This window comes from Bifidobacterium mellis (genome assembly GCF_000967265.1).
Lineage (GTDB): Bacteria > Actinomycetota > Actinomycetes > Actinomycetales > Bifidobacteriaceae > Bombiscardovia > Bombiscardovia mellis.
Map to the genome: position 1 here is coordinate 1,424,780 of NZ_KQ033885.1, position 26,738 is coordinate 1,451,517.

The 26,738-nt window shown below is 60.4% G+C and carries 25 protein-coding genes and 3 tRNA genes; 8 read left to right on the forward strand and 20 right to left on the reverse strand.

Translation table 11 applies throughout. From position 1 onward, the window contains the following. Positions 1 to 23: 23 nt before the first annotated feature. From JF70_RS06080 to JF70_RS06095, 4 genes are read right to left on the reverse strand one after another with little or no spacing between them, the layout of a single operon-like run. The gene (locus JF70_RS06080) at positions 24 to 1,655 is read right to left on the reverse strand and encodes a hypothetical protein (RefSeq protein ID WP_045935653.1); all 1,632 of its coding nucleotides are present in this window, start codon (positions 1,653 to 1,655) and stop codon (positions 24 to 26) included. Next, positions 1,652 to 2,497 (reverse strand): ABC transporter ATP-binding protein, encoded by an 846-nt coding sequence (locus JF70_RS06085; protein WP_045935654.1) that lies wholly within the window; start codon positions 2,495 to 2,497, stop codon positions 1,652 to 1,654. Before JF70_RS06085 ends, JF70_RS06080 begins: the two co-directional genes overlap by 4 nt. A 34-nt stretch (positions 2,498 to 2,531) precedes the next feature. After that, positions 2,532 to 3,758 (reverse strand): glycosyltransferase family 2 protein, encoded by a 1,227-nt coding sequence (locus tag JF70_RS06090; protein WP_045935655.1) that lies wholly within the window; start codon positions 3,756 to 3,758, stop codon positions 2,532 to 2,534. After that, complete coding sequence (locus JF70_RS06095; protein ID WP_052690779.1) at positions 3,758 to 5,197, reverse strand: AI-2E family transporter; 1,440 nt, start codon at positions 5,195 to 5,197, stop codon at positions 3,758 to 3,760. The genes JF70_RS06090 and JF70_RS06095 overlap by 1 nt, the downstream gene beginning before the upstream one ends. A gap of 90 nt (positions 5,198 to 5,287) precedes the next feature. On the opposite strand from JF70_RS06095, the gene JF70_RS06100 reads away from it, so the two are divergent. Together JF70_RS06100 and JF70_RS06105 are read left to right on the forward strand one after the other, a co-directional pair. After that, on the forward strand, positions 5,288 to 6,181 hold the full coding sequence (locus JF70_RS06100) for a glycosyltransferase family 2 protein (RefSeq protein ID WP_045935657.1): 894 nt from the start codon (positions 5,288 to 5,290) through the stop codon (positions 6,179 to 6,181). Positions 6,182 to 6,241: 60 nt separating this feature from the next. Beyond that, positions 6,242 to 6,313, forward strand: a tRNA-Glu gene (locus JF70_RS06105). 352 nt (positions 6,314 to 6,665) lie between these two features. On the opposite strand, the gene JF70_RS08980 is transcribed toward JF70_RS06105, so the two are convergent. The 5 genes from JF70_RS08980 to trmB all read right to left on the reverse strand — a co-directional run bounded on the left by JF70_RS08980 (position 6,666) and on the right by trmB (position 12,389). Further along, positions 6,666 to 7,058 (reverse strand): hypothetical protein, encoded by a 393-nt coding sequence (locus JF70_RS08980; protein WP_156149622.1) that lies wholly within the window; start codon positions 7,056 to 7,058, stop codon positions 6,666 to 6,668. A gap of 367 nt (positions 7,059 to 7,425) precedes the next feature. Continuing rightward, on the reverse strand, positions 7,426 to 8,958 hold the full coding sequence (locus JF70_RS06115) for a xylulokinase (protein ID WP_082069428.1): 1,533 nt from the start codon (positions 8,956 to 8,958) through the stop codon (positions 7,426 to 7,428). 57 nt (positions 8,959 to 9,015) lie between these two features. Then, positions 9,016 to 9,402, reverse strand: a complete 387-nt coding sequence (locus JF70_RS06120) for a VOC family protein (protein ID WP_045935659.1) — start codon at positions 9,400 to 9,402, stop codon at positions 9,016 to 9,018. A 111-nt stretch (positions 9,403 to 9,513) separates the two neighbouring features. Beyond that, a complete protein-coding gene (locus JF70_RS06125; RefSeq protein WP_045935660.1) occupies positions 9,514 to 11,535 on the reverse strand; it encodes an elongation factor G in 2,022 nt (673 codons plus the stop codon). 41 nt (positions 11,536 to 11,576) lie between these two features. Continuing rightward, positions 11,577 to 12,389 (reverse strand): tRNA (guanosine(46)-N7)-methyltransferase TrmB, encoded by an 813-nt coding sequence (gene trmB, locus JF70_RS06130; protein WP_045935661.1) that lies wholly within the window; start codon positions 12,387 to 12,389, stop codon positions 11,577 to 11,579. A gap of 149 nt (positions 12,390 to 12,538) precedes the next feature. Here trmB and galE point away from each other — a divergent pair, with 149 nt between their 5' ends. The 3 genes from galE (at position 12,539) to JF70_RS06145 (ending at position 13,818) form a co-directional block, all read left to right on the forward strand. Continuing rightward, positions 12,539 to 13,549 (forward strand): UDP-glucose 4-epimerase GalE, encoded by a 1,011-nt coding sequence (gene galE / locus JF70_RS06135; protein WP_045935662.1) that lies wholly within the window; start codon positions 12,539 to 12,541, stop codon positions 13,547 to 13,549. A 72-nt stretch (positions 13,550 to 13,621) separates the two neighbouring features. After that, positions 13,622 to 13,695, forward strand: a tRNA-Asp gene (locus JF70_RS06140). 47 nt (positions 13,696 to 13,742) lie between these two features. Then, a tRNA-Phe gene (locus JF70_RS06145) sits at positions 13,743 to 13,818 on the forward strand. Positions 13,819 to 13,884: 66 nt separating this feature from the next. Here JF70_RS06145 and JF70_RS06150 read toward each other — a convergent pair. The 3 genes from JF70_RS06150 to JF70_RS06160 all read right to left on the reverse strand — a co-directional run bounded on the left by JF70_RS06150 (position 13,885) and on the right by JF70_RS06160 (position 16,057). Further along, on the reverse strand, positions 13,885 to 14,424 hold the full coding sequence (locus tag JF70_RS06150) for a low molecular weight protein-tyrosine-phosphatase (protein ID WP_045935663.1): 540 nt from the start codon (positions 14,422 to 14,424) through the stop codon (positions 13,885 to 13,887). Next, positions 14,424 to 15,092, reverse strand: coding sequence for a dihydrofolate reductase (locus tag JF70_RS06155; protein ID WP_045935664.1), 669 nt, complete (start codon positions 15,090 to 15,092; stop codon positions 14,424 to 14,426). The genes JF70_RS06150 and JF70_RS06155 overlap by 1 nt, the downstream gene beginning before the upstream one ends. 89 nt (positions 15,093 to 15,181) lie before the next feature. Continuing rightward, on the reverse strand, positions 15,182 to 16,057 hold the full coding sequence (locus JF70_RS06160; protein ID WP_045935665.1) for a thymidylate synthase: 876 nt from the start codon (positions 16,055 to 16,057) through the stop codon (positions 15,182 to 15,184). A 143-nt stretch (positions 16,058 to 16,200) separates the two neighbouring features. On the opposite strand from JF70_RS06160, the gene JF70_RS06165 reads away from it, so the two are divergent. Further along, the gene (locus tag JF70_RS06165) at positions 16,201 to 16,614 is read left to right on the forward strand and encodes an OsmC family protein (RefSeq protein ID WP_045935666.1); all 414 of its coding nucleotides are present in this window, start codon (positions 16,201 to 16,203) and stop codon (positions 16,612 to 16,614) included. A gap of 75 nt (positions 16,615 to 16,689) precedes the next feature. Here the strand turns inward: JF70_RS06165 and JF70_RS06170 are convergent, their stop codons facing one another. The 4 genes from JF70_RS06170 to manA form a co-directional block, all read right to left on the reverse strand. Then, entirely contained in the window at positions 16,690 to 17,736 is a 1,047-nt protein-coding gene (locus tag JF70_RS06170) for a universal stress protein (RefSeq protein ID WP_045935667.1), read from the reverse strand. A gap of 170 nt (positions 17,737 to 17,906) precedes the next feature. After that, on the reverse strand, positions 17,907 to 18,644 hold the full coding sequence (locus JF70_RS06175) for a C40 family peptidase (protein ID WP_045935668.1): 738 nt from the start codon (positions 18,642 to 18,644) through the stop codon (positions 17,907 to 17,909). Positions 18,645 to 18,693: 49 nt separating this feature from the next. Continuing rightward, the gene (locus tag JF70_RS06180) at positions 18,694 to 19,605 is read right to left on the reverse strand and encodes a CHAP domain-containing protein (protein WP_045935669.1); all 912 of its coding nucleotides are present in this window, start codon (positions 19,603 to 19,605) and stop codon (positions 18,694 to 18,696) included. 293 nt (positions 19,606 to 19,898) lie between these two features. Next, positions 19,899 to 21,284: a mannose-6-phosphate isomerase, class I gene (gene manA, locus JF70_RS06185; protein ID WP_045935670.1), complete on the reverse strand. Its 1,386-nt coding sequence runs from the start codon at positions 21,282 to 21,284 to the stop codon at positions 19,899 to 19,901. A 139-nt stretch (positions 21,285 to 21,423) separates the two neighbouring features. Between manA and JF70_RS06190 the strand changes: the two genes are divergently transcribed. Then, a complete protein-coding gene (locus JF70_RS06190; RefSeq protein ID WP_045935671.1) occupies positions 21,424 to 21,711 on the forward strand; it encodes a hypothetical protein in 288 nt (95 codons plus the stop codon). Here the strand turns inward: JF70_RS06190 and JF70_RS06195 are convergent. After that, a complete protein-coding gene (locus tag JF70_RS06195) occupies positions 21,644 to 22,861 on the reverse strand; it encodes a sensor histidine kinase (RefSeq protein ID WP_231578872.1) in 1,218 nt (405 codons plus the stop codon). The genes JF70_RS06190 and JF70_RS06195 overlap by 68 nt on opposite strands. A gap of 201 nt (positions 22,862 to 23,062) precedes the next feature. Here JF70_RS06195 and phoU point away from each other — a divergent pair, with 201 nt between their 5' ends. After that, the gene (gene phoU, locus JF70_RS06200; protein WP_045935672.1) at positions 23,063 to 23,740 is read left to right on the forward strand and encodes a phosphate signaling complex protein PhoU; all 678 of its coding nucleotides are present in this window, start codon (positions 23,063 to 23,065) and stop codon (positions 23,738 to 23,740) included. A 192-nt stretch (positions 23,741 to 23,932) separates the two neighbouring features. Here phoU and JF70_RS06205 read toward each other — a convergent pair whose 3' ends face one another. The 3 genes from JF70_RS06205 to menA (JF70_RS06215) form a co-directional block, all read right to left on the reverse strand. After that, on the reverse strand, positions 23,933 to 24,673 hold the full coding sequence (locus JF70_RS06205; protein ID WP_024626731.1) for a phosphoglyceromutase: 741 nt from the start codon (positions 24,671 to 24,673) through the stop codon (positions 23,933 to 23,935). Positions 24,674 to 24,740: 67 nt separating this feature from the next. Then, complete coding sequence (gene menA / locus JF70_RS06210; protein ID WP_156149623.1) at positions 24,741 to 25,688, reverse strand: 1,4-dihydroxy-2-naphthoate octaprenyltransferase; 948 nt, start codon at positions 25,686 to 25,688, stop codon at positions 24,741 to 24,743. A 66-nt stretch (positions 25,689 to 25,754) separates the two neighbouring features. After that, positions 25,755 to 26,735 carry a 1,4-dihydroxy-2-naphthoate octaprenyltransferase gene (gene menA / locus JF70_RS06215; protein WP_045935673.1) on the reverse strand — a complete coding sequence of 327 codons (981 nt, stop codon included), beginning with the start codon at positions 26,733 to 26,735 and terminating at the stop codon, positions 25,755 to 25,757. Positions 26,736 to 26,738 lie beyond the last annotated feature (3 nt).

A 26,738-nucleotide genomic window follows, 5' to 3' on the forward strand; every position in this document is an offset into this window, starting at 1 on the left:
CTAGTACTGGTCCTGTCACCGTCTCAGGACTGCAGAGAGGCATAGCGATCCAGTGTCAGCAGAATGGCCGACTGTCGACGATCGAAGATCCGGGACCCCAAAGCGACGCCTATGGCAAGCACAATCAGGCCGTTGGCCAGTGCGACCGGCATAGGCAGCCAGGACGGAAGAATCCCGCCCGTGATCATGGCCAGCAATGCCACCAGGAAGGTGGGCAGCATGATCACCAGGCTGGCCAGCAACTGCAGCATTGGCAGGAAGCCTTGGGCAACGGCACGTCCCTGTGGTGAGGTGAAGGGCTGATCCATGGAGGGTACCGGATAGATCAGCAGGGCCGAGAAGACCTGGGCAACTCCCAGCCCGGACAGGAGCAATCCTATGGTCGCAGCCAGCATATCCAAGGAGATGACCAGATCTGGTCCGCCCTTCATTGCCCCGGAGAATACCAAAGTCACCAGCCCAAGCAGGAGTATGCAGGGCAGAGCTACACTCAGATGGCTGCGGACACGGGAGAGCCGGTCCTCACGACCTTTCACCCCCGCCGCTATCTCCATGCGCAAGGCAAGCCCATCGTAGGCCAGGGCGTTGCCCTCGGGAACCTCCAGCACCCAGGCGCCCACAATCGGTCCCAGCCATAGCATCATGGGCATCTGGCGGAAGATTATCGCGTACAGAATCACCACAACAAGCAGAAGCGGATAGCTGACAAGCTTGCGGGGGTCCTGACGAAGATAGATCAGCGATCGCGCAGCCATGGCGTCCACTATGTTCCGGGACCGACCCAGCATCCCCAGCCCCTTGGGCGCAGTCGACCGTTCAGTCCTCGCCCCGGCATGCAAACGGCTATGGCGCAGACACAGCATGCCGATCATGGAACAGAGAGCCAGGGTGACCAGCTCCATACACAGACGTCCGACCAGAGCCCACCATGATCCCGAAAGGAAATCCTCCGGCAGACGGACGGCGGCGCCCAGCGGCGTCCAGGCCAGTATGTCGGCCACGGACTTGAGGGAGTCAGTGTCGACTGCCATGCCATCCGTAATCCCGCTGTCCAGCAGAGAGGGCAGCATGCACAAAAGCATGATCACCATGGTGACCAGCAGGTAGAGCCCGGATCGGGTGCGCCGGGAGACCACCAGGGTACCGACCAGGTCCAAAACAGCCCGGGACAAGGCCAGCATCACCATGACAGCCAGCAGGGCTGCGATCAAAGCCACGATCGCGGCTCCGACACCCGTGCGGGCATAGATGGCTGTCAGGGCCAGGAAACAGACAAGGCCGGTCAATCCCGCAGGCCCAATCAGCCCAGCTAGGTAGAGCCCCACTTGCAGCTGGCTGTCAGGAATCCCGTACAGGACGAATCGCGAAGGGCTCAGGTTCGACCCCTGGCCCAGAAAGGCCAGTTGAATCAGGATCACTCCCAGAGTCAGTCCGGCCAGGAACAGGACCAATATGGATCCCATACGCTGCCGGTCGCCCGGACCGGCACTGGGCAGCCAGTCCCCCAGCGTCAGCGCAACCTGCCACGAGGCCAGGCAGATGGCTATGGCCATGAGCAGGCTGATGATGGCCCCGACCATCTGCCAGGAGGAGTGCTTGATTGTGCCCCAGGTGATGGACCAACGCATGGCGATGATCGTGGATGCCGTGCTCATTGCGTCCCCTGGTCTTCCTCGGACCCGGAGCCGTTCAGCCAGGCGATTCGCTTAGCCTGATGACGGCCGCCGACAAGCTCCAGGAAGCGATCCTCCAGATCCTCGCCGGCAGCGACCTGGGCCACCGTGCCATCAGCCCGAACCAGACCATGGTCGATGATGGCCACATGGGTGCACATCCGCTCCACCAGGGCCATGACATGGGAGGAAATGACCACCGTCCCTCCGGTATCGACATACTCGGCCAGAATGTCCTTGAGATTGGCGCTGGAGACCGGGTCGACCGATTCGAAGGGCTCGTCCAGCACCAGAAGCCTGGGTGAATGAATCATGGCCGTAGCCAGGCAGATCTTCTTGGTCATGCCCGATGAATAATCACAGACCCGCTTGCCGCCGGCATCAGTCAGGTCGAAGGCCTCAAGCAGGTCCCTGGCCCGGCCCAGGGCCTCATTGCGCGGCATCCGTCGAAGCATGCCCGAGTAGACCAGCAGTTGCAGACCCGTCAGCCTGTCGAAGATCTGATCGGCCTGGGGCATGACGCCGATGACCCGCTTGGCCGTATCCACGTCCGACCACACGTCCCTGCCCAGAATCATGACATTGCCGGAGTCGGGCACCAGAAGTCCGGTCATCATATTCAGCGTGGTGGTCTTTCCTGCGCCATTGGGGCCGACTATCCCGTAGAAGGACCCCCTGGGAATGTCCACAGAGAGGGCGTTGACAGCTGGCCGACCCTGGTAGCACTTGACCAAGGCGCGGATAGAAACCGCCGCCTGTGGATCTGGCGGAGGAACCACTGCCGTCTGGGCGGTCATGCTGGTTGCTTGCGCTTCATCGGACATGGCCTTAAGTCTAGCATTCGAGGAATGACCGGCCTTAATGCCCCGAGTGCTCGATGGGCTTCCATCCCGGATTGGCGAAAATGGCCTGAAAGGAGATGGGCACGTAGCTGAGCATGAAGATGGGGAAGCTCAGGCAGTAGGCAAAAAGCTCCTTGTTGGATGCGCCGATCTTGTCCCGCTCGGCCAGCACGGTCAGGGCAGCCAGGCCCATCATGGCCAGGAGGCCCAGAATCCCAGCTGCAATGCCATCGATCAGGGTGGTCACCTGGCTGGTCCAGGTCACAAAACCCAGAGCCGGGAAGAGCAGGCCGAAGAAGCAGCGGACCAGGCCCAAGACGGTCAAGGGACAGATCAGGATGGTCAGATCAACGGCCGAGAAGTCGCGCTCACGGAAGGCCCGGGAGATCAGAGCAGGCCCATAGTAGCGAAAGACCTGAAGGAAGCCCTTGCTCCAGCGCAGCCGCTGCCGCCAGCTCTGCTTGAAGGTGACCGGCTGCTCGTCATAGAGGATGGCGGTGCCGCAATAACCGATGCGCTCGCCGTGCAGAACCGAGTCCATGGTGAACTCCAGGTCCTCGGTCAGTAGATGGAATTTCCAGCCGTTGTTGCGCTCCATGACCTCCCTGGAGAACATGAACCCGGTGCCGCCCACATGGCAGCTGGAGCCGATGACCATCCTTGAGGTGTTGAGGAACCGGGATTCGCGGATGAACCATAGGGCCGAGCCCGAAGAGACCCAGTTGTCCGAGAAGTTGACCGAGTTCCGGTAGCTGGTCAGTATGCGGAAGCCGGACTGGAAGGCCTTGTTCATCTCCTCGATATAGTGGCGGTCCAGGATGTTGTCCGCGTCGAAGACGAAGTAGGCGTCGTAGCGGGAGTCAAGACCCCGATCGAGTATTTGCTCCAGTAGGAAGGTCAGGGCGTAGCCCTTGCCCACCCGGTCCGGGTCCTGCCGCTCGACCACGTGGCAGCCGAGGGATCTGGCCAGTCCGGCTGTGTTGTCGGTGCAGTTGTCGGCCACCAGCCATATGTCGACCATGGAGAATGGATAGGTCTGCTCCTTGATGGAGTTGATCAGATGACCGACCACGTTCTCCTCGTTGCGGGCGGAAATAAGGACGGCGAACCGCTTGTCGAAGGGAGCCTCGGGAAAGACCACCGGCTTGGAGACGAAGGAGATGACGATGCAGATGGCCTGGTAGACGATGCCCACTCCACCCAGCAGCAGCATCAGAACGTCCAGTACTTTGAGCAGAGCCATCAGCGCCACTCCTTGCGGGGGTTGTCCTCCCCCTCGGAGGCCTCGTCCCCGGTCTCGGTACCCTTGAGCGGCCTGTGCTTTACCGGAGCCGATGCCGACTTGGGTATGGGCACCGTAGCCGACTCGTCCAGGTCCTTGGCCGTCGGCGAGGATGTCGGATAGAGCTGGCTGGCAATGGTCATGACAGGGTCCTCCACTCGAACCCTGGCGCTGCTCCCCTTGGCGGACCGGCTGCCCACGTGACTGGCCACCGGTTGGACCACGTGCTCGTTGAAGGCCTCGACGCCCTCGACCACCTTGGACTTGCCGACCGGCTTGGGATCCTGCATGAGCGGTGAGTCGATCAGCTCGTAATGCTTGACCGAAGCCGAGAAGATGGCCTGGAAGCTGGCTGCCAGAGGCAGGGCCAGGAAGGCGCCCAGGGCGCCGAAGACCGCGCCCAGTGCCAGTACGGAGAGGAAGGCGATGGCCGGGTTGAGGTCCATGGTCCGCTGGGAGATCTTGGGGGCAAGGATCATGTTTTCGATCTGCTGGTAGATGATGATGTAGACCAGCACAATAACAGCCATCAGCAGTCCACGGCTCCCCCAGGCCACCACTATGGGAACGGCCCCGCCTATGTATGTGCCGATGGTGGGCACGAACTGGGAGACCAGCCCGCAGAAGAGGGCCAGCGGCAGCCAGTAGGGCACCTTGAGAATGACCAGGAAGACCGACATACAGGCCGCGGAGATGAGCGCCAGGATGGTCCTGCTGAACAGGAAGCTGGAGATCTGGTCCTGGGCGATGGTCCAGACGAAGAGGAAACGGCGCTGGCTCCTGGGGGCCAGCCACTGGCAGAGGCTGCGGCGCAGCTTGGGGCCTGCAGCGGAGATGTAGTAGATGACCAGCAGAACGGTCATGATATTGATGAAGGACCCTGCCAGACCCACGGTCGTGGTCAAGGCCTGCCCGGCGAAGTCAGTCACCCAGGATGTCTGGATGTTCTTGACGATCTCCCCGCCCAGATCCTGCATGGCCGGCAGGTGCCAGGGGGTGCGGCTGGCGATGAATTCCGCCACCTGCTCATAGAGGGCCGGCAAGCCGTTGGCCATGCCGATGACCTGCTGGACCAGCAGATTGCCGAACATGCCCAGGAGGACGATCACAATAATGATCAGGCCTATCAGGGTGACCGCCGAGGCCGCTCCCCGCCGCCAGCCATGCTTGACCAACCTGAGCACCAGGGGCTCCATGGCCAGGGAGACGAAGATGGCGATCACCACGTCCAGAACAAGGAATTCGATCTTCCACCAGGAGGAGTAGGCGAACCAGGCCAGGAAGACGGCTATGACCACGTAGAGGAGGGCGCGGCCGAACCATTCCGGAGGTCGGCGCGGATCCCCCTTGGGCGGGAAGACCGTCGCGAAATCGAAGCGCTGCTTTTGCTCGTTGGCCATATGTTTCATTATCCCAAGATGGCTGACATGGCGGGGCATGGGACGCAGGTTGAGCCGACAGTGTATCCGGGCACACGTATCCTAATGGGTATGTTGACCGTTTCCATAGTCATACCCGCCTGGAATGAGGAAGAACGCATTGAAGACTGCCTCCTGAACGCCACCAGGCAGAGCCAGGCACCCAAGGAGGTGCTGGTAGTCGACAACCACTCCACGGACGCAACGGCCTCCATCGTCCAGCAATTCATCGACCAGCACCCTGACCAGCATGTCAAGCTCCTCCACCAGGACAGCGAACAGGGGCTGATCCCCACCCGCAATTACGGACTTGACCGGGCCACCGGCGACGTGCTGGGCCGGATCGACGCCGACTGCATGCTGCGACCCAACTGGGTCGAGGTGGTCTCCGGCATCTTCACCAGGGACCCCAAGGCCATGGGCGCCACCGGTCCAGTGGCCTACTATGACATGCCAGGCAAGAAGATCGGGCTCAAGGGCGACAACACCATCCGCCGGGCCATCTACCGGGCCGATGACGGGCAATACCTGCTCTACGGCTCCAACATGGCCCTGCGCGCCACGGCCTGGCGAGCCATACGCAACCAGGTCTGCAGGGACAAGGAGGACATCATGCACGAGGATGTCGATATCTCCCTGCACCTGATCGACCAAGGGTTCAAGACGGTCTACTGCAAGGACATGAACGTGGGCATCAGCGCCCGCCGGATGGACACCTCCTTCACATCCTTCCGCCACTACATGCAGCGCTTCAAGAACACCTTCGACGCCCACCCGCAGCACACCAGGGAGCAGAAGCCCGAACACACCCTCTACGCCATCTACCCGATCCTTCGAGCCTTCTACCCCGTCTACCAGAAGTACCTGGAATCCGCCGACATCAACCCTGCGGAACGTGTCTGGATCCGCGAACAGATGGAGCTCTTCCACCGACGCGACCAGGAGCTGGACCAGGAGGACCACTGACCTGCGGACGGCACACCAGGCTTGCCTGGTCCATAGGGGGCGGGTATCATGGGCACGTTCGCCCCCGTCGTCTAACGGTTAGGACACCAGACTTTCAATCTGACAGCGAGAGTTCGACTCTCTCCGGGGGTACAAAAGTGCACTATATAGATTTACATCTAGCTTGATGATTTATCTTGTTGTTTTATTTCTTTTTTCTATTAAATAGAGATATGCACACATGAGGCAAACCCTATATAGTTGCACATAGCTTTGATACGGGGTTCAAATCTTCTTTTCACTTAAGCGCTAAACGTGTTATCGCCACACATCATACAATTAAAGTTGTTAACTTTTAGCAGATCTGAGGAGACTCATCACATCCCCTCTAATGTATTTTTGACAAAAATAAAAGCTATTGTTATCTTACCTATTGTAAAAAATAGAGTATTCGAAGCCCAATGCCGATATATCGCTACATAGTCAAACCGCCAAACACAATACGTCAATCAAAATCTGGCGTATCTTCATCCTCCTGATTTTGCGACTCAATTGCTTCAGCGTCTTTCTGAAGCTCTTGAACTGCAGTTAAATGAAGACAATTAGATTGTACACTTTTCATTTTTCGCTCTTGATCCAATCTACTGTTTTCAAGTATCTGTTGTTTTTCCTTCTCTTCTTCTTCCTTCTTTTCCCGCTCTCGCTCTTGAGCAGATTGATTGATTTTCTGCGCATGAAAAGAAGCAATATGTTCTTCAACCTTCTTCAGATTTCTTCTAGGAAATGGAAGAATTAGCTCTAATGAATCTATAGCTTCTTCTACTTCTTTTTCGTCACGTTTGAGCTCATGTGCGGCTTCCTTGTAGCTGTATATGCATGCAGGATTTTTCTTTGCCATTAGTTTACCTTTCAGCCTGTTTTCTTGAGCAACTAAATTGCTCCCCTTATAGTTACTGTACATAGGCGAATCATTAAAAAAAAAAACGCCATTTTCTGATGTTCGAAACCTCTATACTCTCAATCAGTGACCCTAATGTCAGATTCATCAGGGGATTGCCATAGCTCTTTACTCGCTCGGATTTCGGCAACATCGCATAATAGAACGCGTGATCACGTGAGAATAGTCACTAATTGTTGTTGCCATTCGAAGACCCGATTATTTGCAATCCGAAAGGTTTGAAGACTCTAAACTTCCGGAGTGATCATTTCACCACCCTCGACTGTACTCGTAGAGATCATAAAGAATGATTGGCATCCAGGGGTGTTTACCGGAGAGAGTCCAAAGCCGGGTATAATCGCCGGAACCGGTTGTAACCGGCATCGTACACATGGCGGTTTGCGTGGTCAGGCGAATAGACCTGTCCAACAAGGTTCGCCTCCATCAACTTTTCCAAGGCCTGCAGATCGGGCCTGGAAGACGAGCCTGTCCGTTTGCCAACAGAGACCAGCTCGGCCAAGGCCACTGCAGGCATGAGATGGGCATCATCAAGCACCTGAACGGGCGCATCAAGGATATCCGCCAGCATCTGGCACCACAGTGGTTCGCGGGTGCCGCCACCGATCAGGGTGACGCGCTCGATGGGCGTGCCCAGCAGGTCGAGCCCCTGGCGAATCGAATAGGACACGCCTTCCAGCGCCGCTCGGGCAAGGTCGCAGGCCTCGGTCTCGGAAGAAATGCCGACATAGGCTCCACGAATCGAAGGATTCATCATCGGGAAGCGCTCCCCCACCAGATAGGGTAGGCATACCACACCGCGCGCTCCTGCCGGGCTGGATTCCAGCAAGTGCCCCATGCGTCGATAGGGGTCGCCGTCGCCCTCGGTCGGACCGCACCCTGCAAAGACTCCGGCGGCCCAAGCGTGCACGTTTCCGGCATTGAGGAATGGCACCGTGTTGACGATGCTGTCCGTACCCAGATAGGCCAGATTGACCATTCCAGGGCGGTCAGCTACAGCCCGGTCTGTCACTGTGGCAATCCACCCGGATGTGCCCAGGTTGATATTGAACTGACCAGGATGGAACACCCCGCCGGCCAAGGTGGATGCCCCAGCATCCCCCATACCCGCATAGACCGTGGTCCCCGGAGCAAACCCTGTGGCAGCGGACGCGCCCGGTGTGCTGGTACCAACGCTTTCCCATGGCCAATGGAGTTCCGGGAAGATCGCGGCATCCACGCCTGCTGCCTCCAGGATGTCCCTTCTCCACGTTCGCGAGCGCAGATCCATGGCACCTGCCGTCGAGCAGGCCGTCACATCGCCACAGTAGACACCGGTCAGCCACCAAATCAGATAATCCTTGGCATCGATGAGTACATGGCGAACCCGCGCATACCGGTGGGGCTGATGCCTGGACATCCATATCAGCTTGGCTACAGGCAGGGACCCGTCGCACGGGTTCCCCACTCGAGCGCGGAAGGACTCAGCCCCGTAAGCTTCAACCAGCTCGGCAGACTCTTCTTCGGCCCTGCCGTCCGCGTACAGGATTGCCGGCCCGACCGGCTGCCCCTGCGCATCCATGGCGATCAGATCCTGCATCTGTCCGCTCATGATGATACCGGTGACCTGGTCGCTCTTGAAATGCTCGATGCTCCGCCCGGCCCTGGCCAAAAGGTCACGGGACACCTCGATGAAGGCCTGTAGCCAATCCTCGGGATTCTGCTCGATACGCCCTTCACACGTGTCAATCGGCAGAAGACCGCTGGACGCGCACTCTCTTGCAGAGCCCTGGCCATCCACAAGAACGGCCTTGACCTGCGTGGTCCCCACGTCGAATGCGGCTGTATAGGTCATACCGGTCATCCTAGGCTTTTCCAACCGCCCGGATACTGACATGATCCCGTATGTGGACTGACGCAGTTATCCCTGGGCCTCTGACCAGTCCACCACAGCTTCGACATTGTTCCCGTCCGGATCCAAGACGAAAGCCGAATAATACTTGGGATGATAATCGCGCAGCCCCGGAGCACCATTGTCACGGCCTCCGGCAGCGAGCGCCTCCCTGTGGAAGGCATCCACCGTTGCAGCATCGGCGGCCCTGAAGGCTATGTGGGTCACTGGTGAGCCGGCCCCGTCCTCGCTCGGCGTCAGGTAGAAGTCCGAATGGGCCCCATCATCCCCTGCACCGAACCCGATGGTGGGCTCATGGTGGGCCTTGGCCACGTACCCCAATGGTGCCAGGGCTTTGCTATAGAAATCGATGGAGGCCTGGATGTCCCGAACCTTCAGCGTCAGATGATCGATCATGTCCGTAATTCTAGGTGGATCATCAACCGATAATGGCAGACCGCCCAGAATGCTCTTTCCCCGTACCGCTCGATGCAGGGGATAACCAAGCTCAAACCTTAAGGCTGTGCTTCAGATGTACCGGCCGCCGGGCAGGTGCATGAAGTCCTCCACCTTGTTCCATTTGACCGGGTACCCTGCTCCGTGGGCGCAGAAGACCGAGTCAGGGGTGTTCTCCAGGTCGGACTCGGGGTCATAACCGATGGAATCCACAAGAGCATCCTGGTCCTGGCAGGGACGATACCCGTTGAAGAAACAGGTCAGATGTCCGCGGCCATGAGTGTAGGTGCTGACCTCGATGGCATAATCACGCATCTGTGATACCGGCGCATCCCCTTCCAGTTCGACAGTATCCCCGTCTGCCTGCGGCTCCGAGAAGCCGCCCTTCATCCGGTAGATGTCCGACATGGCCCTGCCCAAATTCCCCTGGGGAACGGTGAGTCTGAAATGGTACCAGGGCTCCAGCAGTATATTGCGGGCCTTCATCAGCCCCTGCCGGACGGCCCGGTATGTGGCCTGGCGAAAGTCCCCGCCTTCGGTGTGCTTGATGTGCCCGCGGCCGTCCAGCAGGGTGATGCGCATATCGGTGATGGGCGACCCCGTCAGAACGCCCAGATGCTCCTTCTCCGCCAGATGGGTCATGATGAGCCGCTGCCAGTTCCCCTCCAGGCGATCCAGACTGCATGTCGATGCGAAACCGAGACCGCTGCCCGGCTCCGTGGGTTCCAGGAGCAGGTGGACTTCGGCGTAGTGGCGGAGGGGCTCAAAATGTCCAACTCCTTCGACGGGGGCCGCGATGGTCTCCCTGTATAGGATCCCGCCCTGGCTGAAGGAGACCTGCATGCCGAACCGTCGATCCAGCTCCTCCTGAATCACCTCCAACTGAACCTGGCCCATGATACGCAGGTGGATTTCCTGGAGCCGTTCCTGCCAGACCACATGCAGGAGGGGATCCTCATCCTCCAGGATGCGCAAGGCGCTCAACAAGTGGTGCGGGTCCACCCCCTCGGCTGACACTGCATAGGACAGCACCGGCTCCAGCACAGGAGTCAGATCCTTCCGCTCGCACCCAAGCCCCTGCCCCGGACGTGTCAGGTCAAGGCCGGTTGCCGCCACGATGCTTCCGGCCTGGGCGCAGTCCGTCAACGTATAGGAAGCCCCCGAATAGACACGAAGCTGATCAACCGTCTCCCTGGTCTCAACGTGTCCGTTCCTCCCCATATCTCCGGCTGTCCCGTACGCCTGCGCGACAGAACCCGATGCTTGGCTGGCTTCATCCCCATGACGGAGCTCGGTGGTCAAAGAGGATTTGACCGGCAGGTCGCCACCGGTCACCTTGAGCCAGGTCAACCTTGCACCCTTGTCATCATGCGATACCTTGAACACCCTTGCACCGAACTGTTTGCCGTACACAGGCGAAAGGGTGTACCGCTCCAACCCCTCCAGGAGGGTGTCGACCCCGTCCAGGCGCAGGGCAGACCCAAGGAAACATGGGAAGAGACGGCGGCCGGCAACCAGCCTTGCCAGACTCTCATCCGATATGCCATCGGTCTTGAGGTACTCATCCATGACACCCTCGTCAAGCAGGGCCACATCCTCCATATCACCGTGCCCAAGTCCACGGCTCAAATCGAAGCAGCCCGAAGACCAGCGCTGCTTGCAGCTTTCCAGTATGCGGGCGGCGTCAGATCCAGGGGCATCCAACTTGTTGACGAAAATGAAGGTGGGTACCCCGTAGCGCGTCAGAAGTCGCCAGAGCGTGTCGACATACCCTTCCAATCCAGCGGTTGCGTCGACGACCAGAAGGGCATAATCCAAGACCGACAGGACCCGCTCCATCTCGGCCGAAAAATCCACATGGCCGGGTGTGTCGATGAGGGTCAGATCGACATCACGATAGGTCAGCCGGGCTGGTTTGGAGAAGATGGTGATGCCCCGCTGCCGCTCCAGATCGTCGGTGTCCAGATAGGCATCGCCATGGTCCACCCTGCCCAGACGGCGAATTCTCCCGCCCTGGTAGAGCATGGCTTCCGAGAGCGTGGTCTTGCCGGCATCCACATGTGCCAGCATCCCCACCACTATCCTCTTGACCATCGGGGCCTCCCTCGCTCTTCATGTTTATGCGCACTCTATGGTCAGTCTGCCGAAACCTGATAGGTCAGGTCGTGGATGACCCGGCCGGCCTGGATCCCCTTACGCTCGAAATTGGTCACGATCCTGCCGCCGAACCGCTCCGACTCCATGAACATGGCATGAGGCAGGGATTTGGCCTGATCAGCCGTCCCCTTGCCGACATGCTGGGTAGGTAGGCTGACTGGCAGATCGCCCAGGTTCCTGAATTTCGGATTGCCATCCATCACCTCATGCACATGCAGGGCGTAATCTTCGATGTCGGTTGCGATTCGCCAGATGCCGCCTGGTACCAGGCGCTTCGCCAGCTCTTCAGCCAGAGCCGGCTGGACCAGACGACGCTTGTGGTGCTTCATCTTGGGCCAGGGGTCGGGGAAGAAGGTCCAGACTTCATTTATTAGTCCAGGATCCATACGGGCCAGAAGGTCCGGGGCGTTGACCTGGGCCAGCCGCAGATTATCCAGGTCGGATTTACCGGCCATCAGCATGGTATGAGCCAACCCTGGCTGATAGACCTCCAGGGCCAGATAGTTCAGATCGGGGTGCTCCCGGGCGCTGGCCACGACGTTCTCCCCCTGGCCCGATCCGATCTCGACGATCAGCGGCGCATCCCGTCCCCAGACCGACCTGATCATTGCTGCATCACAACGCAGATTCTCCGCAACCGTCAACGAACCCTTAGCCTGGCCCAAATCGAGCAGGTATTTGGAAGAATACCGAGCCCAAGCCCTCGCCAGCCGGTCGTTCAGCTTCTCGGACCGCCTCACATAGGAGACGATGGACCTCATGGGGGCCTTGCTCTGTCTTTCTGCACTCATCACAGCTCATATATATCCTAGAAAGCGGATACAAGCGGGCACAGGAGTCACATGTGCCCGTGATATACTCAATCTAGAACAAAAAACAACAAAAGATTGCAAAACCGAACAAGCCCTTTCGTCCGGTTTTCGACAGGAAAGGCATACAGATGTCAGTTTTGGTTACAGGCGGCTGCGGATACATCGGCGCCCATGTGGTCCACGCCCTGCAGGAGGCCGGCAAGAACGTCGTCGTGGTCGACGACCTGAGTTATGGCAAGCCCAGCCGGATCGGCGATGCCCGTCTCTACGGCGCCGACGTGGCCGCACCGGGGGCCGACCAGCGTCTGGCTGAGATCATCAAGGAGAACAAGGTCGACTCGGTCATCCACTTCGCAGCCCGCAAGCAGGTGGGCGAGTCGGTGGAGAAGCCCATCTGGTACTACCGGCAGAACCTGAACGGTATGATCAACGTCCTGTCGGCCATGGCAAAGACCGATGCCAAGAAGCTGGTCTTCTCCAGCTCGGCAGCAACCTACGGCGAGCCTCCGGTCGACGTGGTCCCCGAGGATGTGCAGCCCATGGTCCCCATCAACCCCTACGGCCAGACCAAGTTGGTCGGCGAGTGGATGGCCCGGGCCTGCGAGCAGCCTTACGGCATCCGCTTCTGCGCCCTGCGCTACTTCAACGTGGCCGGCTGCGGACCGGTCAGCCTGGAGGACCCGGCTGTCCTCAACCTGATTCCCATGCTCTTCGACAGGCTGCGGCAGGGCAAGGCACCCGCCATCTTCGGCGACGACTACCCCACCCCCGACGGCACCTGCGTGCGCGACTACATCCACGTCTCCGATCTGGCCGACGCCCACATCGCCGCCCTGGACTACCTGGACCGCGACCAGCGCCGCTACGACGCCTTCAACGTGGGCACCGGCCAGGGCACATCCGTTCGCCAAATCGTGGACGAGGTCAGGAAAGTGACGGGTCTGCCCTTCACCGAGGCCATCAAGCCCCGCCGTGCCGGCGACCCGCCGCACCTGATAGGCGACCCCACCCGGATCAACACCGAGATGGGATGGCATGCCAAGTACGGCGTCGAAGAGATCGTCGAATCGGCCTGGAAGGCCTGGCAGGCCAACCCCGCCCACCACATCGACACCGATGGCTGGCAGCAGCAGGACTAGGCAGCGACGCGCCGGGGCTTGCATTCCTCCGGCGCTCATGTAAACTTTCCTCTTGGCTGTTCGAGCAGCCTCGGCTCCGTAGCTCAGTTGGTTAGAGCGCCGCCCTGTCACGGCGGAGGTCACCGGTTCAAGTCCGGCCGGAGTCGCTGGGAATGGTCTGGCCCGGTTTGTCCGGGTCTTTTCGACTGTTCATGGCTCTGTAGCTCAGTTGGTAGAGCGAGCGACTGAAAATCGCTAGGTCAACGGTTCGATCCCGCTCGGAGCCACCAGCCATTAAGCCCCTGGGATTCATAAGGAACCCAGGGGCTTAATTGATATTTGCATTCATCCATCGTTCAGGACAGCTGACGGACCACCCAGTCGACGATGTAAGGCGCGGTGTGTTCGATCTGATCGATGGCCACCTCAAACTCACGGGGGCCGCCATACCAGGGGTCCACCAGGTCGATTTGGCTCTCCCGACCCGGCGCCGGCTTGGGCAGATCCGGGTCGAAGCTACGGTACAGATGAACGGCGGATCGCTTGCCTGAGGGCAGCAGACGCAGCAGGGCGCGCATATGGTCGGCCGTCATGGGCAGCAGCAGGTCGGCGTCTTCGGCCTCCTCCCAGGTGATCCGGTGGGCGAAGTGGTCAGGCGGCACCTCATAGCCCCGCTCGCGCAGAACCTTCTGGGCACGCCGATCTATGGGGTTGCCGAATTCCTCGTCGCTGACCCCGCTGGATTCCACTCTGACCTGGTCCTCATCCAGTCCGCGATCCTGGAAGAACTTGCGCAGGATGACCTCAGCCATGGGTGACCGGCAGATGTTGCCGGTGCAGACGGTCATGACATTGTAGGGACCCCGTGGGGCCTTTCCTTCAGAATCCCGGCCCATCAACGCACCTTCCCATAGGTGATGTACCGGAAACGCGGGATGGCAGCCGCCTGGTCTGGTTTGGCCGGGGTCATCCACCGGGTCTTATCACGCACATGCCAGAACCGCTTGTTGACCAGCTCCTCCATATCGGGCACAAAGACGTCGGCCGGAGTCTGCAGGTCCAGGTCGGTCACGTAGGCCGCATCCGCCAACGGAAAGAAGGTGCTGAAGACCCCTGCCCCGCCGATGACCCATATTTCACTGCGATCCATCCCATCGTCGGGAATGGCTTCCTGCCTGGCCAGCTCCAGAGCATCGTCGGCCGCAGACACCACGGTAGCGCCAGGTGCATGGAACCCTGGGTCGCTGGACAGGATGATGTTGTCCCTCTTGGGCAGGGGCCGCTCCCCCATGGACACCCAGGTCCGCCGCCCCATGATGACAGGATGGGATACGGTCAGCTCCTTGAAGTGCCGCATGTCCTCGCTCAAATGCCAAGGCAGGGCATTGTGGTAACCGATGGCGCCGCGCCGGCCGTCAGTGGCCCGCGCCTGCGCCCAGATCATATTGACCGATGAGCGGCGGCCTATCTCTTCTTCCTGATGCCGCCATTCCTCATCGCCTAGAAGCCCGGCCTGACCGGGCTCGGGTTCGTGATAGCCGCTGCGACTATTGTCATGCTCCATCTGTTGTGTTCACTCCTCATGGTGAGTAGATATACGAGTACATTCTAATCTTCGGATTCGACGGTGCCCGTATTCGGCCCAGCGCACCATCAGACCGCCACCGGGGCCTTGATGGCGGGATGGCACTGATAGTCCACCACCTCGAAGTCTTCGTACTGGTAGGAGAAGATGGAGTCGGCCTTGCGGATGCGCATGGTCGGGTAAGGATAAGGTTTGCGCGACAGCTGCTCCAGAACCTGCTCCACATGGTTGTCGTAGATGTGGCAGTCGCCGCCGGTCCAGACGAACTCCCCAGGCTCAAGATCGGCCTGCTGGGCCATCATCAGGGTCAGCAGGGCGTAGGAGGCGATGTTGAAAGGCACCCCCAGGAACATGTCGCAGGAGCGCTGATAGAGCTGGCAACTCAGCCTGCCGTCGGCCACATAGAACTGGAAGAGCGCATGGCAGGGCGGCAGGGCCATGCTGTCAATCTGGGCCGGATTCCAAGCGGTGACGATCATTCGACGGGAGTCCGGGTGGGTGCGGATCAAATCCAGCACCTTGGCGATCTGGTCGATGGTGTGATGGGGGTCCTCAGGGGTCGGAGCGGGCCAGCTGCGCCACTGGACCCCATAGACCGGACCCAGATCCCCGGTTTCCGGGTCCGCCCACTCGTCCCAGATATGCACACGGTTCTCCTGCAGCCAGCGCACGTTCTGCGACCCCTTCAGGAACCAAAGCAGCTCATAGGCGATGCCACGGAAGTAGACCTTCTTGGTGGTGATCAGCGGGAAGGAACGCGAGAGATCGAATCGCATCTGCCGCCCGAACAGGGATATGGTCCCGGTGCCCGTCCTGTCGGACTTCAGGGTGCCCTCGCGCAGGATGGTGCGCACCAGGTCCTCATAAGGAGTGGGAATGTCCGAGTCGGGACGCTCGGGGATACGTGTACGGATGCGCTGCAGTTCTTCGGAAGTCAAGGCCATGCGGCCATACTATCAAGTCCTCGGTCAGCTGAGCGCGCCCCGGTGACGAATCGCCAAGTCCGGGTTAGATTGGAGGAACAGGTCCGGCCACAGGGTCGGATCCGGATGACGCACCCGGCCGGGTGCCGGACAAGGAGGAACAGATGGGCAAGAGACTTTGGGTCGAACGCGACGAAAACGGCACCTGGAACGCCTATGGCGACAACGGCGCCCACATCACCTTCGGCAAGGGCGAGGATCAGTTCAACCCCGGCGACCTGATGAAAATCGCTCTGGCCGCCTGTGGAGCCCTCTCCAGCCAATTCGCCGTGGAGAGCGCCCTAGGCAAGGGCAAGGGGGCGAAAATCGTGGTGGACGGCACCTATGACGCCGACGATGACGCCTACCTGAGCTTCGACGAGCAGGTGGACGTCGATGCCACTTCGGCCAGGCTGGCCCAGGATGATGCAGACAAGCTGGAGGAGCGGGTCCGCCGCCATATCGCCAAGTCCTGCACCGTGGCACACACCTATCAGCGGGAGACCCCGGTAAGGATTTCCGTCAAGGTTCGCCACTGATCCGACAGGACAACAAGAAGAGAGGAGCGGGGACCCCCAGGTTCATGGAACTTCCGGGGTCTCCGCTCCTTGCTCTTACTCCTCGTGCTCGGGGTCGATGGTCGACTCCAGGTCGGCCAACTGCTCGGGCTTGGCCGAATCCACAGAGACCTGCTCCACACCGGTGATCTCAGCCACATCGGTAGTTTCGGCAGCTTCGGCTGCAGCCTTGAGCCCGGACTCCTCGGCCTCCACATACTTGCGCGGCACCACATAGACGGGGCTGACGGCATGCTGCAGGAGCCCCTGGCTGGTCGATCCCAGCAGGAGCCCGGTGAAGCCGCCGCGACCACGCGAACCGACCACGACCACGTCATGGGTCTTGCTGGCCTGGGTCAGGGCCTCCACAGCCGACCCCGGCACCACGGTCTTGTTGATGCGCAGATCGGGATAGGTCTTCATGAGTGGTTCGATTCGGGTATTGAGGTCGTCCAGGTAGGAATCCATGACGCTGCGCTCCTCGGCCGAACCCGTGCCGGTCAGTCCGGAGATATTGGGCACTGCCGACATGACATCCAGCTCGGCGTTCCAACTGTCGGCGAAGGCGGCGGCGATCTGCAGGGCCTTAAGCCCCCACTTGGACTCGTCGGAACCCACGGCGACCCGCTTGATGTCGTTGCTCAGATGCATCAGGTTGCCATCGTCATCGGTGTAAGGAACGACCACGATAGGGCAGTAAGCGTAGGCGGGCAGGCTGGAGCTGGTGGTGCCCAGCAGACGCTCAGCCAGGCCGCCCTTGCCCCGGTTCCCGATGACAATCAGCCGGTAGTTGCGACTCAGCTCCACGAAGACCGATGAAGGATCCCCCGTCACAATCAGCGTGGCTGCCCCTACACCTTGTTCATCGGCTATGGCCTTGGCCTTGGAGAGAATCTCCTGTGCATCGTTGTGGGCCGCTACGTCGTCTCCCATGGTGGTGTATGTCGCGTCGAAGGAGACGGCCGCATACGAGGGAAGGGAATATGCGCAGACGATTTGCAGGGTCAACCCTGCATGCTTAGCGTAGTTGGCGGCCCACCACGCCGCCTTGTAGCTGGCGTCCGAGCCATCGACGCCTACCAGAACAGCCTTGTCGTTGCTCATCCGACGACCTCCTTTAAACTTGGCGATGACAAACCGACATCGCTCTTTCTGTCAGAATATCGCATGCAGACCTCATCAATAAGTTGGCAGGGGCCAACACGCGAGGAACTTCGACTCCGAATATGCAAAACGCCCCCGTAGGGGCGTTGAGCCTGCGCAAAAACTATGCCTTAGACCAGACGACGATACTCGAAATCCCGATAAAGCTTCTGAACTGTTACGGTCCGACCGGGACGCGGGGCATGAATCATGCGACCACCGCCGACATAAATGCCCACATGGCTACCATCAGAGGTCACCAGCAGGTCGCCAGGAGCAGGATCCGTGACCGGTACACCCACTGAACGTTGCGCATCGGCCGTGCGGGGCAGGCTGATGCCGAAGTGGGCGAACACATACTGGGTGAATCCAGAGCAGTCGAAGCCCGTGGCTGGATCGGTCCCGCCATACACATAAGGAATCCCCTGGAACTGAAGGGCGTAGTTGACCACATCGGCACCCGTGCCGGAGACCGGTGCATCCGTAACCGTGTCGGTGGTGCTGGCACGAGCGGCACGAGCAGCCGAACGACTGACCTGCTGCGCGGACTGACGCCGACTGGCTGCAGCCTGGGCCTGCTCTTGAGCCTGCTGGGCCCTGGCTTCAGCATCCTTCTCGGCCTGGGACTTGGTGGCAGGAACGTTCAAAGACTCAATGCCACCCCAGCTGCTGTCCTTTTCGACGGTGGTAGCCGTCGACTCGGTCAACAGGTCGGCACGCACCTTGCTGCCGGGAGTGAATGAACGCGACGAAGTAACTACGGCTTCACTGCCGTCACTGGCCTGGGCCACGGCGGGTATACCGATGGAGAGCATGCCACAGATTGTGGCTGCCGCCATCATGCTCACATACTTGCGTGTTTTTTTCATCGGGCACAATTCTATCACGCATTGGGAACAAAGATTAACCAGCCAGGAATCAGTAGTGGATGTAGCTGAAGGCATGCACATTGGACAAGGTGCGAGAGTAGGTCTTTCCGTTCATGATGGCACCACACTCCGAGGTGACGATGGAGCCGTCGGGATTGATCTTCTCGACGATGGCCACATGGCCATAGGTGGAATCCGAACCCTCCTGGCCGGCCTGGAAGACCACGATGTCGCCGACATTGCGCGGCGTGTTGTCCACCCAATAGCCCAGGGAGCGCGCAGAGCCGGACCAATCCTTGGCATTGCCCATGTGTGAACCCACCGGCAGACCCAGCTGGTGACGTCGGACGTAGGCCCACCAGGTGCACTGGCTGAACTCGTAGACATTGCCTGCATCCCCGGTGGCATGGTTGGGATTGAACCCTGAAGGCAGAACTGATCGGTTGGTATCCATCAGCACAGCCACGACCGGATTGTCGGCCAGGGATTTGGACATCTGCCCGGCATCGAGTTCGGATTCGCCCAGCTCCCAGCTGCCCTCGTTGCGTTGAGAAGCCGTCGGCAGGGGCTGACGGTAATCAGAGCGGGAGACCCTTGCATCACCGTTCGCGCTGGAGGAACCGGCAGAGGATGAGGGGGTGACCAAATTGATTGCGACACTGTCGGCCAGGGGCAGGGACCAGTCACCGCGAGCCTGACTGACCGCCATGGAGGAGGCGGCGGCACCGACCAGGACAGTCAGGGCCGAACCGGTCATGATGTGGGAGCGACGGGCTGAGGCCTTGGCCGCCAGACGAATGGAACGACGGGTTCGAGGGGCCACCTGGTTGAGCTTGGCCGCCAGGGCATCATCAAGACCCTCAATGCCCGCTGCCTGCGTTACGCCTGAAGATCGGCCGGTCGACCAACTGCCGACACCTGCGCCTCGCCTGGCCGAAGCCCTGTGCGCAGCATGCTTCATCTAGAATCACTCCCGTTTATGTTCCGACGCGACTTTCGTGCCGTATCACGAACCATCACAAGGGAACACCATAACGCAAGCGAGAACCCAGGCCAAATGACCTGAATTGTCCATACTGGTGTACTCAAGCATGGCTTCGGTGGTCGCTCATCTTCGACAACCACGGAATACGCTAGGATTATACGGACATGAGGCGAACATGAGCAAACCGGCATGCGTGCCGTCCGCCACGGCGTGTCCCTCGGTTTTGAACCCTGCCTGGTCCACCCTGAGCGAACCAGGCTCAAAAAAGGTCAGACCGGGGTCGAGGCCAGGAGGAAGGACCCGCCGGCATCGTCTGAATCCTGAGGCATGGTGATGTCGACACGGCCATCCTCCGAGGGGACGAAGAGGGCCTGTCCCTGGTCCAGTACACAGGACTTGTCGGCGGTTGCGCAACGGATCCGCCCATCAGTGCAGACGATGATGCGGGGTCCCCTGCGGGGAATCATCAGGTGGCGAGGCCCCAGACGCTCTATCAGATCCCCGTAACGCTGCTGAAGCCTGTTGAGCAGGGGCCAGGTGGCGCCACCCTCCTGTACATGCCCGTAGACCAGCATGTACTCGTTGATTTTGGGCCGGTAGGTCACCATATTGTGCATGATCAGGGTGGCGATCATGGAGCTGGATGGATCGATGGGGGCTGAAGGCTGGCAGTCCAGGCTGCGCAGGAGGTTGGGAATGTCACGATGCTTGGGGGTCATACCGGCCCTGAGTACATTGTCGGAGTTGGTCATGATCTCTGCTGCAGTGCCATGGATGTATGCGTGAGGGGTCCCGGCGGGGATATAGACCGAATCGCCCTCCTCCAGGTCCACGGGGTTGAGCATAAGCAAGCAGAGCACGGCGGGGTCATTCGGGAAGGACCGGACTGCACACAGGGCATGGTCCAGCACGGCCCCTGCCCGCCTGGACCGCAGCCGCCCGGCAGCTGCCTCCAAGGCTTCCTCCAGACCTTGGGCGGCCTCCGGCTCGGCAGTCACGGCAGCGTGGAAGGCCCGGAAGATACGTCGGCGGGAGTCCGGCCAGATCAGGGAGGAGACCGGCATCATGGCATCGGCCGAAGCGAAACGGGCCGGAGGGACCCCCAGATGGAAGGTGCGGGCGGTCAGAGCCTCGGTCATCAGCTCGGCCAGGGGGTGATCCACGGCGCGCAGGAGGGTCAGCTGTGTGGAGATGGTTGCGAAGCCCACACAGGCCTGGAAGGGCTCCAGGGCCACCACCATCTCGTTCTTGGCCAGACTGTCATGAAAGGAGCGGCTGGGATCGTCATCAGCCACCCCCAGGGCATTCTCACGGTTGAAGCCGGCGCGAGCCTCGAAATCCAGCGGATGCACCTGCAGGGACAGAGGGATGCGGGCCGAGATGATCTTGAACAGGTAGGGCAGGGTGGGGCCGAAGAGGCGGGAGTCGCGCTCACCCAGCATGGCCATGGGATTGCGACGAATGGCCTCGGTCAGCGGTATGAGCGACCCGTCGGGCAGGGTCAGGGGCGAGGGGGATTCGGTGTGCCCGCTGAACCACATCTCCGCCAAGGTATCCCCCTGGCATCCCTCCGGCTCATGCAAATGGAACATGCGCTGCAGTCGGTCATGTGAGCCCCAGGCGTAGTGCTTCTCCACAGCTTGGATCGGATACACGCACTCCCCTTTCCACGGGAAATCCCTCCATGGGCCGGTGCATACGAACCCACCAATCTCCGTCATAATATGACACGGGCCGAAGCCTGGGCAAGGCGTGGGGGTCACCGCATGTCATTGCAAACGGTACAGTGGGGGTATGAAGCTGGCTCCCATTTTCGACCCGGATGCCCGAAGGCCATCGCCTCGGCCCGTGCAGGTGGACCTACGACGCATCTTCCTGTTCGGTACCGGTGCCTGGATTCTGGCTCTGGTCGTGGTGGGCATCCTGGCCCTGACCGGGATGACGGTCACCAAGCCCCTGATTGTCTGCCTGTCCGGGGTTGGCGTGGGCATTCTGCTGATGATCTGGGAGCACTTCAATCGTTGGGATTATCGCCGTCTTGCCCAGCAACCGGACCCTGAGCCAGAGGAAGCATCAGTGTGAAGGTGCTCCCCTCTCCCGGCGCGCTCCAGACAGTGACCGAGCCATGGTGGGTCAGAGCGACATGCTTGACGATGGCCAGCCCCAGACCGATGCCTACGGCAGTCTCTTCATTCTGGTTGTCGGCCCGGTAGAAGCGCTCGAAGATCCTGCCCTGGTCGGCCTTGGATATGCCTCTGCCGTGGTCGACCACCCTGATGATTCCGTAGCGCCCATCCTTGGAGGGCTGTGCCACCAGGGAGACGGTAGAGCCCGAAGACGAATAGGAGACAGCGTTCTCCACCAGCTTGGCCAGGGCCACTCTGATCTGTTGCCCGTCGCCATGAATCGTCAGTGGCTGGTCGCATCGCCAGCGCAGGGTCACATGGGCCTGGTCGGCTCTATCCTGCTCATCCCGTACCACTGCACGTATCTGCTCAGCCACATCAAGCACGTTCTCCCTGCTGGGTTTGATCCGCTCCTGAGCCCGGATCAGCAGAAGAAGATCCTTGAGCACATGCCCCAGATATGCGCTGTAACGCTGGACCGAGGAGGCATCCTTGGAGACGCTGCGCAGGTGGCTGCGAAGCAGTTCCGGATCATCCCCCTCCAGGTGTGAGGTGGTTTTCAGCTGCGCCGCCAGCTCCTCTAGTGCCTGGACCGGCTTGAGCATCTGCTCGGATACATTGGTCATGAAGGCGTCCCTGGTCCGAACAAACCTGACCGAATCGCTCACATCATCGATAAGCACCACCACCAGGGACTGATCGATGCGACCCAGGGTGACCTTGAGCCAGTTCCTCCTGGACACCGCCTGGGCCTGGCTAATCTCCCAATCATCGGATTCCCTGCTCTCAGCTGCGGCATCCAAGGCGAATTCAGTTGGCGTTCGCGTGATCAGATTAAAGCTGCGTCGACCGCCCGAGCGGCGCACCTGGGCGATGGCTTCGATGATCTTCGGATTGGAGATCTCGTCGTTGCTGACGATTCCCAGCCTGTAGGCATCCGGGCTGGAGCGGACAACCTCGTCATCGCCATCGACCACAACCGTAGCGGCGGGGATAAGCGCCAGCAAGGCCTGGGTCGATCCCTCTAAAGCCTCGCCATCCGCCTGTCCACCATCCTTGCTCCGGTTGCTCATAAGGCTGCGTAGGCGGTCCATGAACCGTCTCATAAGGACTTCCCTCCAGTCCGGCGCCGACCCCGGACGCTGCGACATCAACCAAGTCTTATCGGCAGTTCCGGCTTTATTCTCCCATATCCGACAGTGATTGGCGCTCCAAAGGCCCGACATTCTTCGGTTCTGGCTTTTTCTTGCCATCCCGGTCACATAGACTGGAGTCATATCGTTGACCGAGGCCGAAAGGGAAGAACAATGCGCGTGATTTTCAACGAAGAGCTGGGGCTGGTGGCCGACGATCTGGATCGGATGGCCGCCAAGGTCCGCGATGCCATCAAAAAAGCCGGGCGATCCCTGATGGACAGCGATGTAGAGACGGCCCAGGAAGTCATCGATGGGGATGCCGATATAGACAACCTCCAGGCCAGCATCATCGATCAATGCATCAGGCTCCTGGCCAAGCAGAGCCCCGTGGCCACCGATCTGCGGGTGGTGGTCTCCACGCTGAGCCTGTCAGCCACCTTTGAACGCATGGGAGACCTGGCCAGGCACATCGCCGAGACGGCAAGGCGCTCCTACCCCGAACCGACCCTGCCCAACGAGGTCATCCCCCTGTTCAAACAGATGCAGGACTTTCTGGATGTCATGGCCGATCGTCTGGTCGAGATGCTCTCCGACAGGGACACGACCATAGCCGAACAGATCATCGTCAGCGATGACCAGATGGACAAGCTCCATCAGCAGACATTCGGCTATGCCCTCTCAGACGACTGGAAGGGAACCAGACAGCAGCTGATCGACCTGGTCCTGGTGGCACGGTTCATGGAGCGTCTGGGAGACCATGGCGTTTCGGCGGCCCGGCGCGTGGTCTACATCGTCTCGGGCTTCGACCCCTCCAAGGATCCCAAGGACCTCGACCTCGATCTGGACTGAACGGACGGCAACCGTGCAGCCCGTCACCTGACCGTCAGTCAGGTGACGGGCCGTTTCTTACTTCTCCAACGGCCAGGAATAAATACGAAAGGCGGTGCCTTCCACAAAAAGGGAAGACACCGCCCAATCAGCTTGGGATACTCTGCATCCAAAGCCCGATTCACATCATCGGATAGATCTATCCGAGGAATCTCACTTCTGGCCCTGGGCCGCCACAGCAGCAGCACCGGCTGCGGCTGCCTCCGGATCCAGGTACTCGCCGCGAGGCTTGATGGGCTTGAAGTTCTCGTCCAGCTCGTAGACCAGTGGGATGGCCGTGGGGATGTTGACCTTGGCGATCTCGTCCTCAGTCAGGTTGTCGAGCATCTTGACGATGGCCCTCAGGGAGTTGCCGTGGGCGGCAATCAGGACGGTCTTGCCGGTCTTGAGCTCAGGAACAATATCGCTCTCCCAGTAGGGGGTGACGCGCTTGACCACGTTGGCCAGCGCTTCGGCGCGGGGCACAGGGGCTCCGGCATACCGCGGATCATGGGACTGCGAGTATTCGTCGTCAGGATCGATCTCGGGCGGCGGGGTGGCATAGGAACGACGCCAGAGCATGAACTTCTCGTCGCCGTACTTCTCGCGGATCTCGGTCTTGTTCTTGCCCTGCAGAGCCCCGTAGTGACGCTCGTTCAGCCTCCAGTCACGCTTGACGGGGATCCAAAGGCGGTCAGCCTCGTCCAGGGCGATGTTGGCGGTGTTGATGGCGCGGCGCAGCAGCGAGGTGAAGACGATGTCCGGCAGAACACCCTTATCCTTGAGCAGCTTGCCGCCCTTACGGGCCTCCTGCTCGCCCTGCTCGGTCAGCGGGACGTCCACCCAGCCGGTGAACTGATTGGTGTTGTTCCATGCGCTCTGGCCATGCCTGAGCAATACTAGTTTGTAGGTCATAGTGAAAATTCTAAGACCTAAGAGGGACTGTTTGGCGGACCTACGGCTCCCCCTGTAGAGCGGCCACTCAAAGCAGGCAGACACCCAGCCAGCAGAACCCTGTCAGCAGATCCGTATAGCCCGATAGCGCGAACGCCCTGCTGAACCGGTTCCGACAGCTGGCTACTGTGGTGGCGATGGCCAGGGCCAGGACGGGCAGCAGGCAGAGCAGGCGAGGCCAGGCGTCCGCAAGGGATCCGTCAGACAGGGACCACGACTCGAACACGCCCAGAATCACAGCCAGGGCATAGCAGGACCCCATCAGAATCAGCGTGCCTTTGGCTCCGATGAACGAAGACAGCGTGTACTTGCCGGCCAGAGGATCCGCATCGATGTCCCGATAGTTGTTGATCTCCAGAACGGGAATGCAGATAAGACCGCCAACCAAAGCGCCGATGAAGCCATGGCGGTCGATGCCGCCGGTCTCCAAGTACTGGGTGGCCAGCACGCCCACCAGGCCGAAGAAGATCATGATGCTCAGCTCGCCCATGGCCCTATAGCCGTAAGGGTGTTTGCCTCCCGTGTAAAACCAGGCTCCCAGCAGACAGAAGATGCCAACCAGGATCATCCACCAGTGGCCGGTCACCCAGCAGAGGATCAGTCCGGACAGGCAGGCCATAAGGATGTTGAGATAGGCGGACAGCAGGACCTTGCGAGGTTCCACACCACCGGCCACCCCACGTCTAGGCAGATCGGGCACCGGGCCGTCAGCGCCGGCGCCCGAAAGGCTGCTGCGGCCTTCGTCAGTACCTCTGATGCCGTCAAAGTAGTCATTGGCCAGATTGCAGGTGCTGTGGATGAACACAGCCGTCAGACAGCATAAGAGGGCGATCAGCCAGAAGCGCGCATCCGGACCCAGCCCTTGGTTGAACAGCTGCCGGAGGGCCACCGCCGTGCCGATCAGCACCGGCGTGGGCGAGCAGAGCAGGGCCGAGGGCCGCAGTGCGTCCTTGTATTCCCGAAGTGTGATGAACATGATTGCCTGATTATCCACCAAATCGCTCGAAAGTCGGACTGCCTTCTTATGAGGGTATCAGGATTTTCACAGCTGCAGGAGCAGGCCCGCCGACCAGCATAGGGCGGAGACCAGGGTACCCTTGCCTGCCATGCCGAAGGCCTTGGGCACCTGGCCACGGGCAAAGGCTCGACAGATCAGCAGAAAGACAGCGGCCACAGGCAGGAGGACCAGCACAAGAGGGAAGCCGGGCAGGCCACGCCTCATGACAGCCGGGACGAACTGGATCAGACCCAGAACCAGGCTCAGGATGTAGACCAGGTAAATGGAAATAGCCGCTGCGCGCGCCCCCACCAGAACCGCATATGTGTGCTTGCCGGATCGGCGGTCGTCATCCAGGTCCCGGTAATTGTTGAGCATGAGCAGGCCCACGGCATTGAGCCCGCAGACGCAGGCACCCAGGATGCCGGCGGTATCAACCCTATTAATGAGAAAATACTCGGTGCCCAGGGTGGCCACCAGACCGAAGAAGATGAATACGCTGACCTCGCCCAGCCCGTGGTAGCCATATGGATGCGGGCCACCCACGTAACACCAGCCGGCGACCAGGCAGCAGACCCCGACCAGGATCATCCACCAGTGACCGGTCAATGCCATGACGGCCAGACCCATCAGACAGGTGAAGGCCGCCGAGATCATGGTGGCGTACAGCACCTTCCTGGGTGGCACGCCGGCGGCCACCAGACGTCTGGGCCTGCCGGAGGCGGCCTCCTCGCCTCCACGGCCGGAGTCGGTGCCGCGAACACCATCGGCGTAGTCGTTGGCGAAGTTGGCTGCGATCTGCATGGACAGGGCGAGCAGGACCAACAAGACCACGATCAGAGCCAGCCGTCCCGGCGTGGCCGCCTTCAGGGCAGGGTCGGCAGGCGTGGGCGAGCAGGAGCTGGTGCACTGTTCCAACAGCCGTGACCGCTCCAGGAGTGCAGCCGAAGCGCCCACGCAGACAGGCGCCACCGATGCAGGCAGCGTCCTGGGACGCATACCATCCATCCAAAGCCTGATATTCATGAC

Excerpts from the sequence above, each read along its gene's own strand:
- JF70_RS06080 (WP_045935653.1), bottom strand. The coding sequence starts at position 1,655 with ATGAGCACGGCATCCACGATCATCGCCATGCGTTGGTCCATCACCTGG.
- JF70_RS06085 (WP_045935654.1), bottom strand. The coding sequence starts at position 2,497 with ATGTCCGATGAAGCGCAAGCAACCAGCATGACCGCCCAGACGGCAGTG.
- JF70_RS06090 (WP_045935655.1), bottom strand. The coding sequence starts at position 3,758 with ATGGCTCTGCTCAAAGTACTGGACGTTCTGATGCTGCTGCTGGGTGGA.
- JF70_RS06095 (WP_052690779.1), bottom strand. The coding sequence starts at position 5,197 with ATGGCCAACGAGCAAAAGCAGCGCTTCGATTTCGCGACGGTCTTCCCG.
- JF70_RS06100 (WP_045935657.1), top strand. The coding sequence starts at position 5,288 with ATGTTGACCGTTTCCATAGTCATACCCGCCTGGAATGAGGAAGAACGC.
- JF70_RS08980 (WP_156149622.1), bottom strand. The coding sequence starts at position 7,058 with ATGGCAAAGAAAAATCCTGCATGCATATACAGCTACAAGGAAGCCGCA.
- JF70_RS06115 (WP_082069428.1), bottom strand. The coding sequence starts at position 8,958 with ATGACCGGTATGACCTATACAGCCGCATTCGACGTGGGGACCACGCAG.
- JF70_RS06120 (WP_045935659.1), bottom strand. The coding sequence starts at position 9,402 with ATGATCGATCATCTGACGCTGAAGGTTCGGGACATCCAGGCCTCCATC.
- JF70_RS06125 (WP_045935660.1), bottom strand. The coding sequence starts at position 11,535 with ATGGTCAAGAGGATAGTGGTGGGGATGCTGGCACATGTGGATGCCGGC.
- trmB (WP_045935661.1), bottom strand. The coding sequence starts at position 12,389 with ATGAGTGCAGAAAGACAGAGCAAGGCCCCCATGAGGTCCATCGTCTCC.
- galE (WP_045935662.1), top strand. The coding sequence starts at position 12,539 with ATGTCAGTTTTGGTTACAGGCGGCTGCGGATACATCGGCGCCCATGTG.
- JF70_RS06150 (WP_045935663.1), bottom strand. The coding sequence starts at position 14,424 with ATGGGCCGGGATTCTGAAGGAAAGGCCCCACGGGGTCCCTACAATGTC.
- JF70_RS06155 (WP_045935664.1), bottom strand. The coding sequence starts at position 15,092 with ATGGAGCATGACAATAGTCGCAGCGGCTATCACGAACCCGAGCCCGGT.
- JF70_RS06160 (WP_045935665.1), bottom strand. The coding sequence starts at position 16,057 with ATGGCCTTGACTTCCGAAGAACTGCAGCGCATCCGTACACGTATCCCC.
- JF70_RS06165 (WP_045935666.1), top strand. The coding sequence starts at position 16,201 with ATGGGCAAGAGACTTTGGGTCGAACGCGACGAAAACGGCACCTGGAAC.
- JF70_RS06170 (WP_045935667.1), bottom strand. The coding sequence starts at position 17,736 with ATGAGCAACGACAAGGCTGTTCTGGTAGGCGTCGATGGCTCGGACGCC.
- JF70_RS06175 (WP_045935668.1), bottom strand. The coding sequence starts at position 18,644 with ATGAAAAAAACACGCAAGTATGTGAGCATGATGGCGGCAGCCACAATC.
- JF70_RS06180 (WP_045935669.1), bottom strand. The coding sequence starts at position 19,605 with ATGAAGCATGCTGCGCACAGGGCTTCGGCCAGGCGAGGCGCAGGTGTC.
- JF70_RS06190 (WP_045935671.1), top strand. The coding sequence starts at position 21,424 with ATGAAGCTGGCTCCCATTTTCGACCCGGATGCCCGAAGGCCATCGCCT.
- JF70_RS06195 (WP_231578872.1), bottom strand. The coding sequence starts at position 22,861 with ATGAGACGGTTCATGGACCGCCTACGCAGCCTTATGAGCAACCGGAGC.
- phoU (WP_045935672.1), top strand. The coding sequence starts at position 23,063 with ATGCGCGTGATTTTCAACGAAGAGCTGGGGCTGGTGGCCGACGATCTG.
- JF70_RS06205 (WP_024626731.1), bottom strand. The coding sequence starts at position 24,673 with ATGACCTACAAACTAGTATTGCTCAGGCATGGCCAGAGCGCATGGAAC.
- menA (WP_156149623.1), bottom strand. The coding sequence starts at position 25,688 with ATGTTCATCACACTTCGGGAATACAAGGACGCACTGCGGCCCTCGGCC.
- menA (WP_045935673.1), bottom strand. The coding sequence starts at position 26,735 with ATGAATATCAGGCTTTGGATGGATGGTATGCGTCCCAGGACGCTGCCT.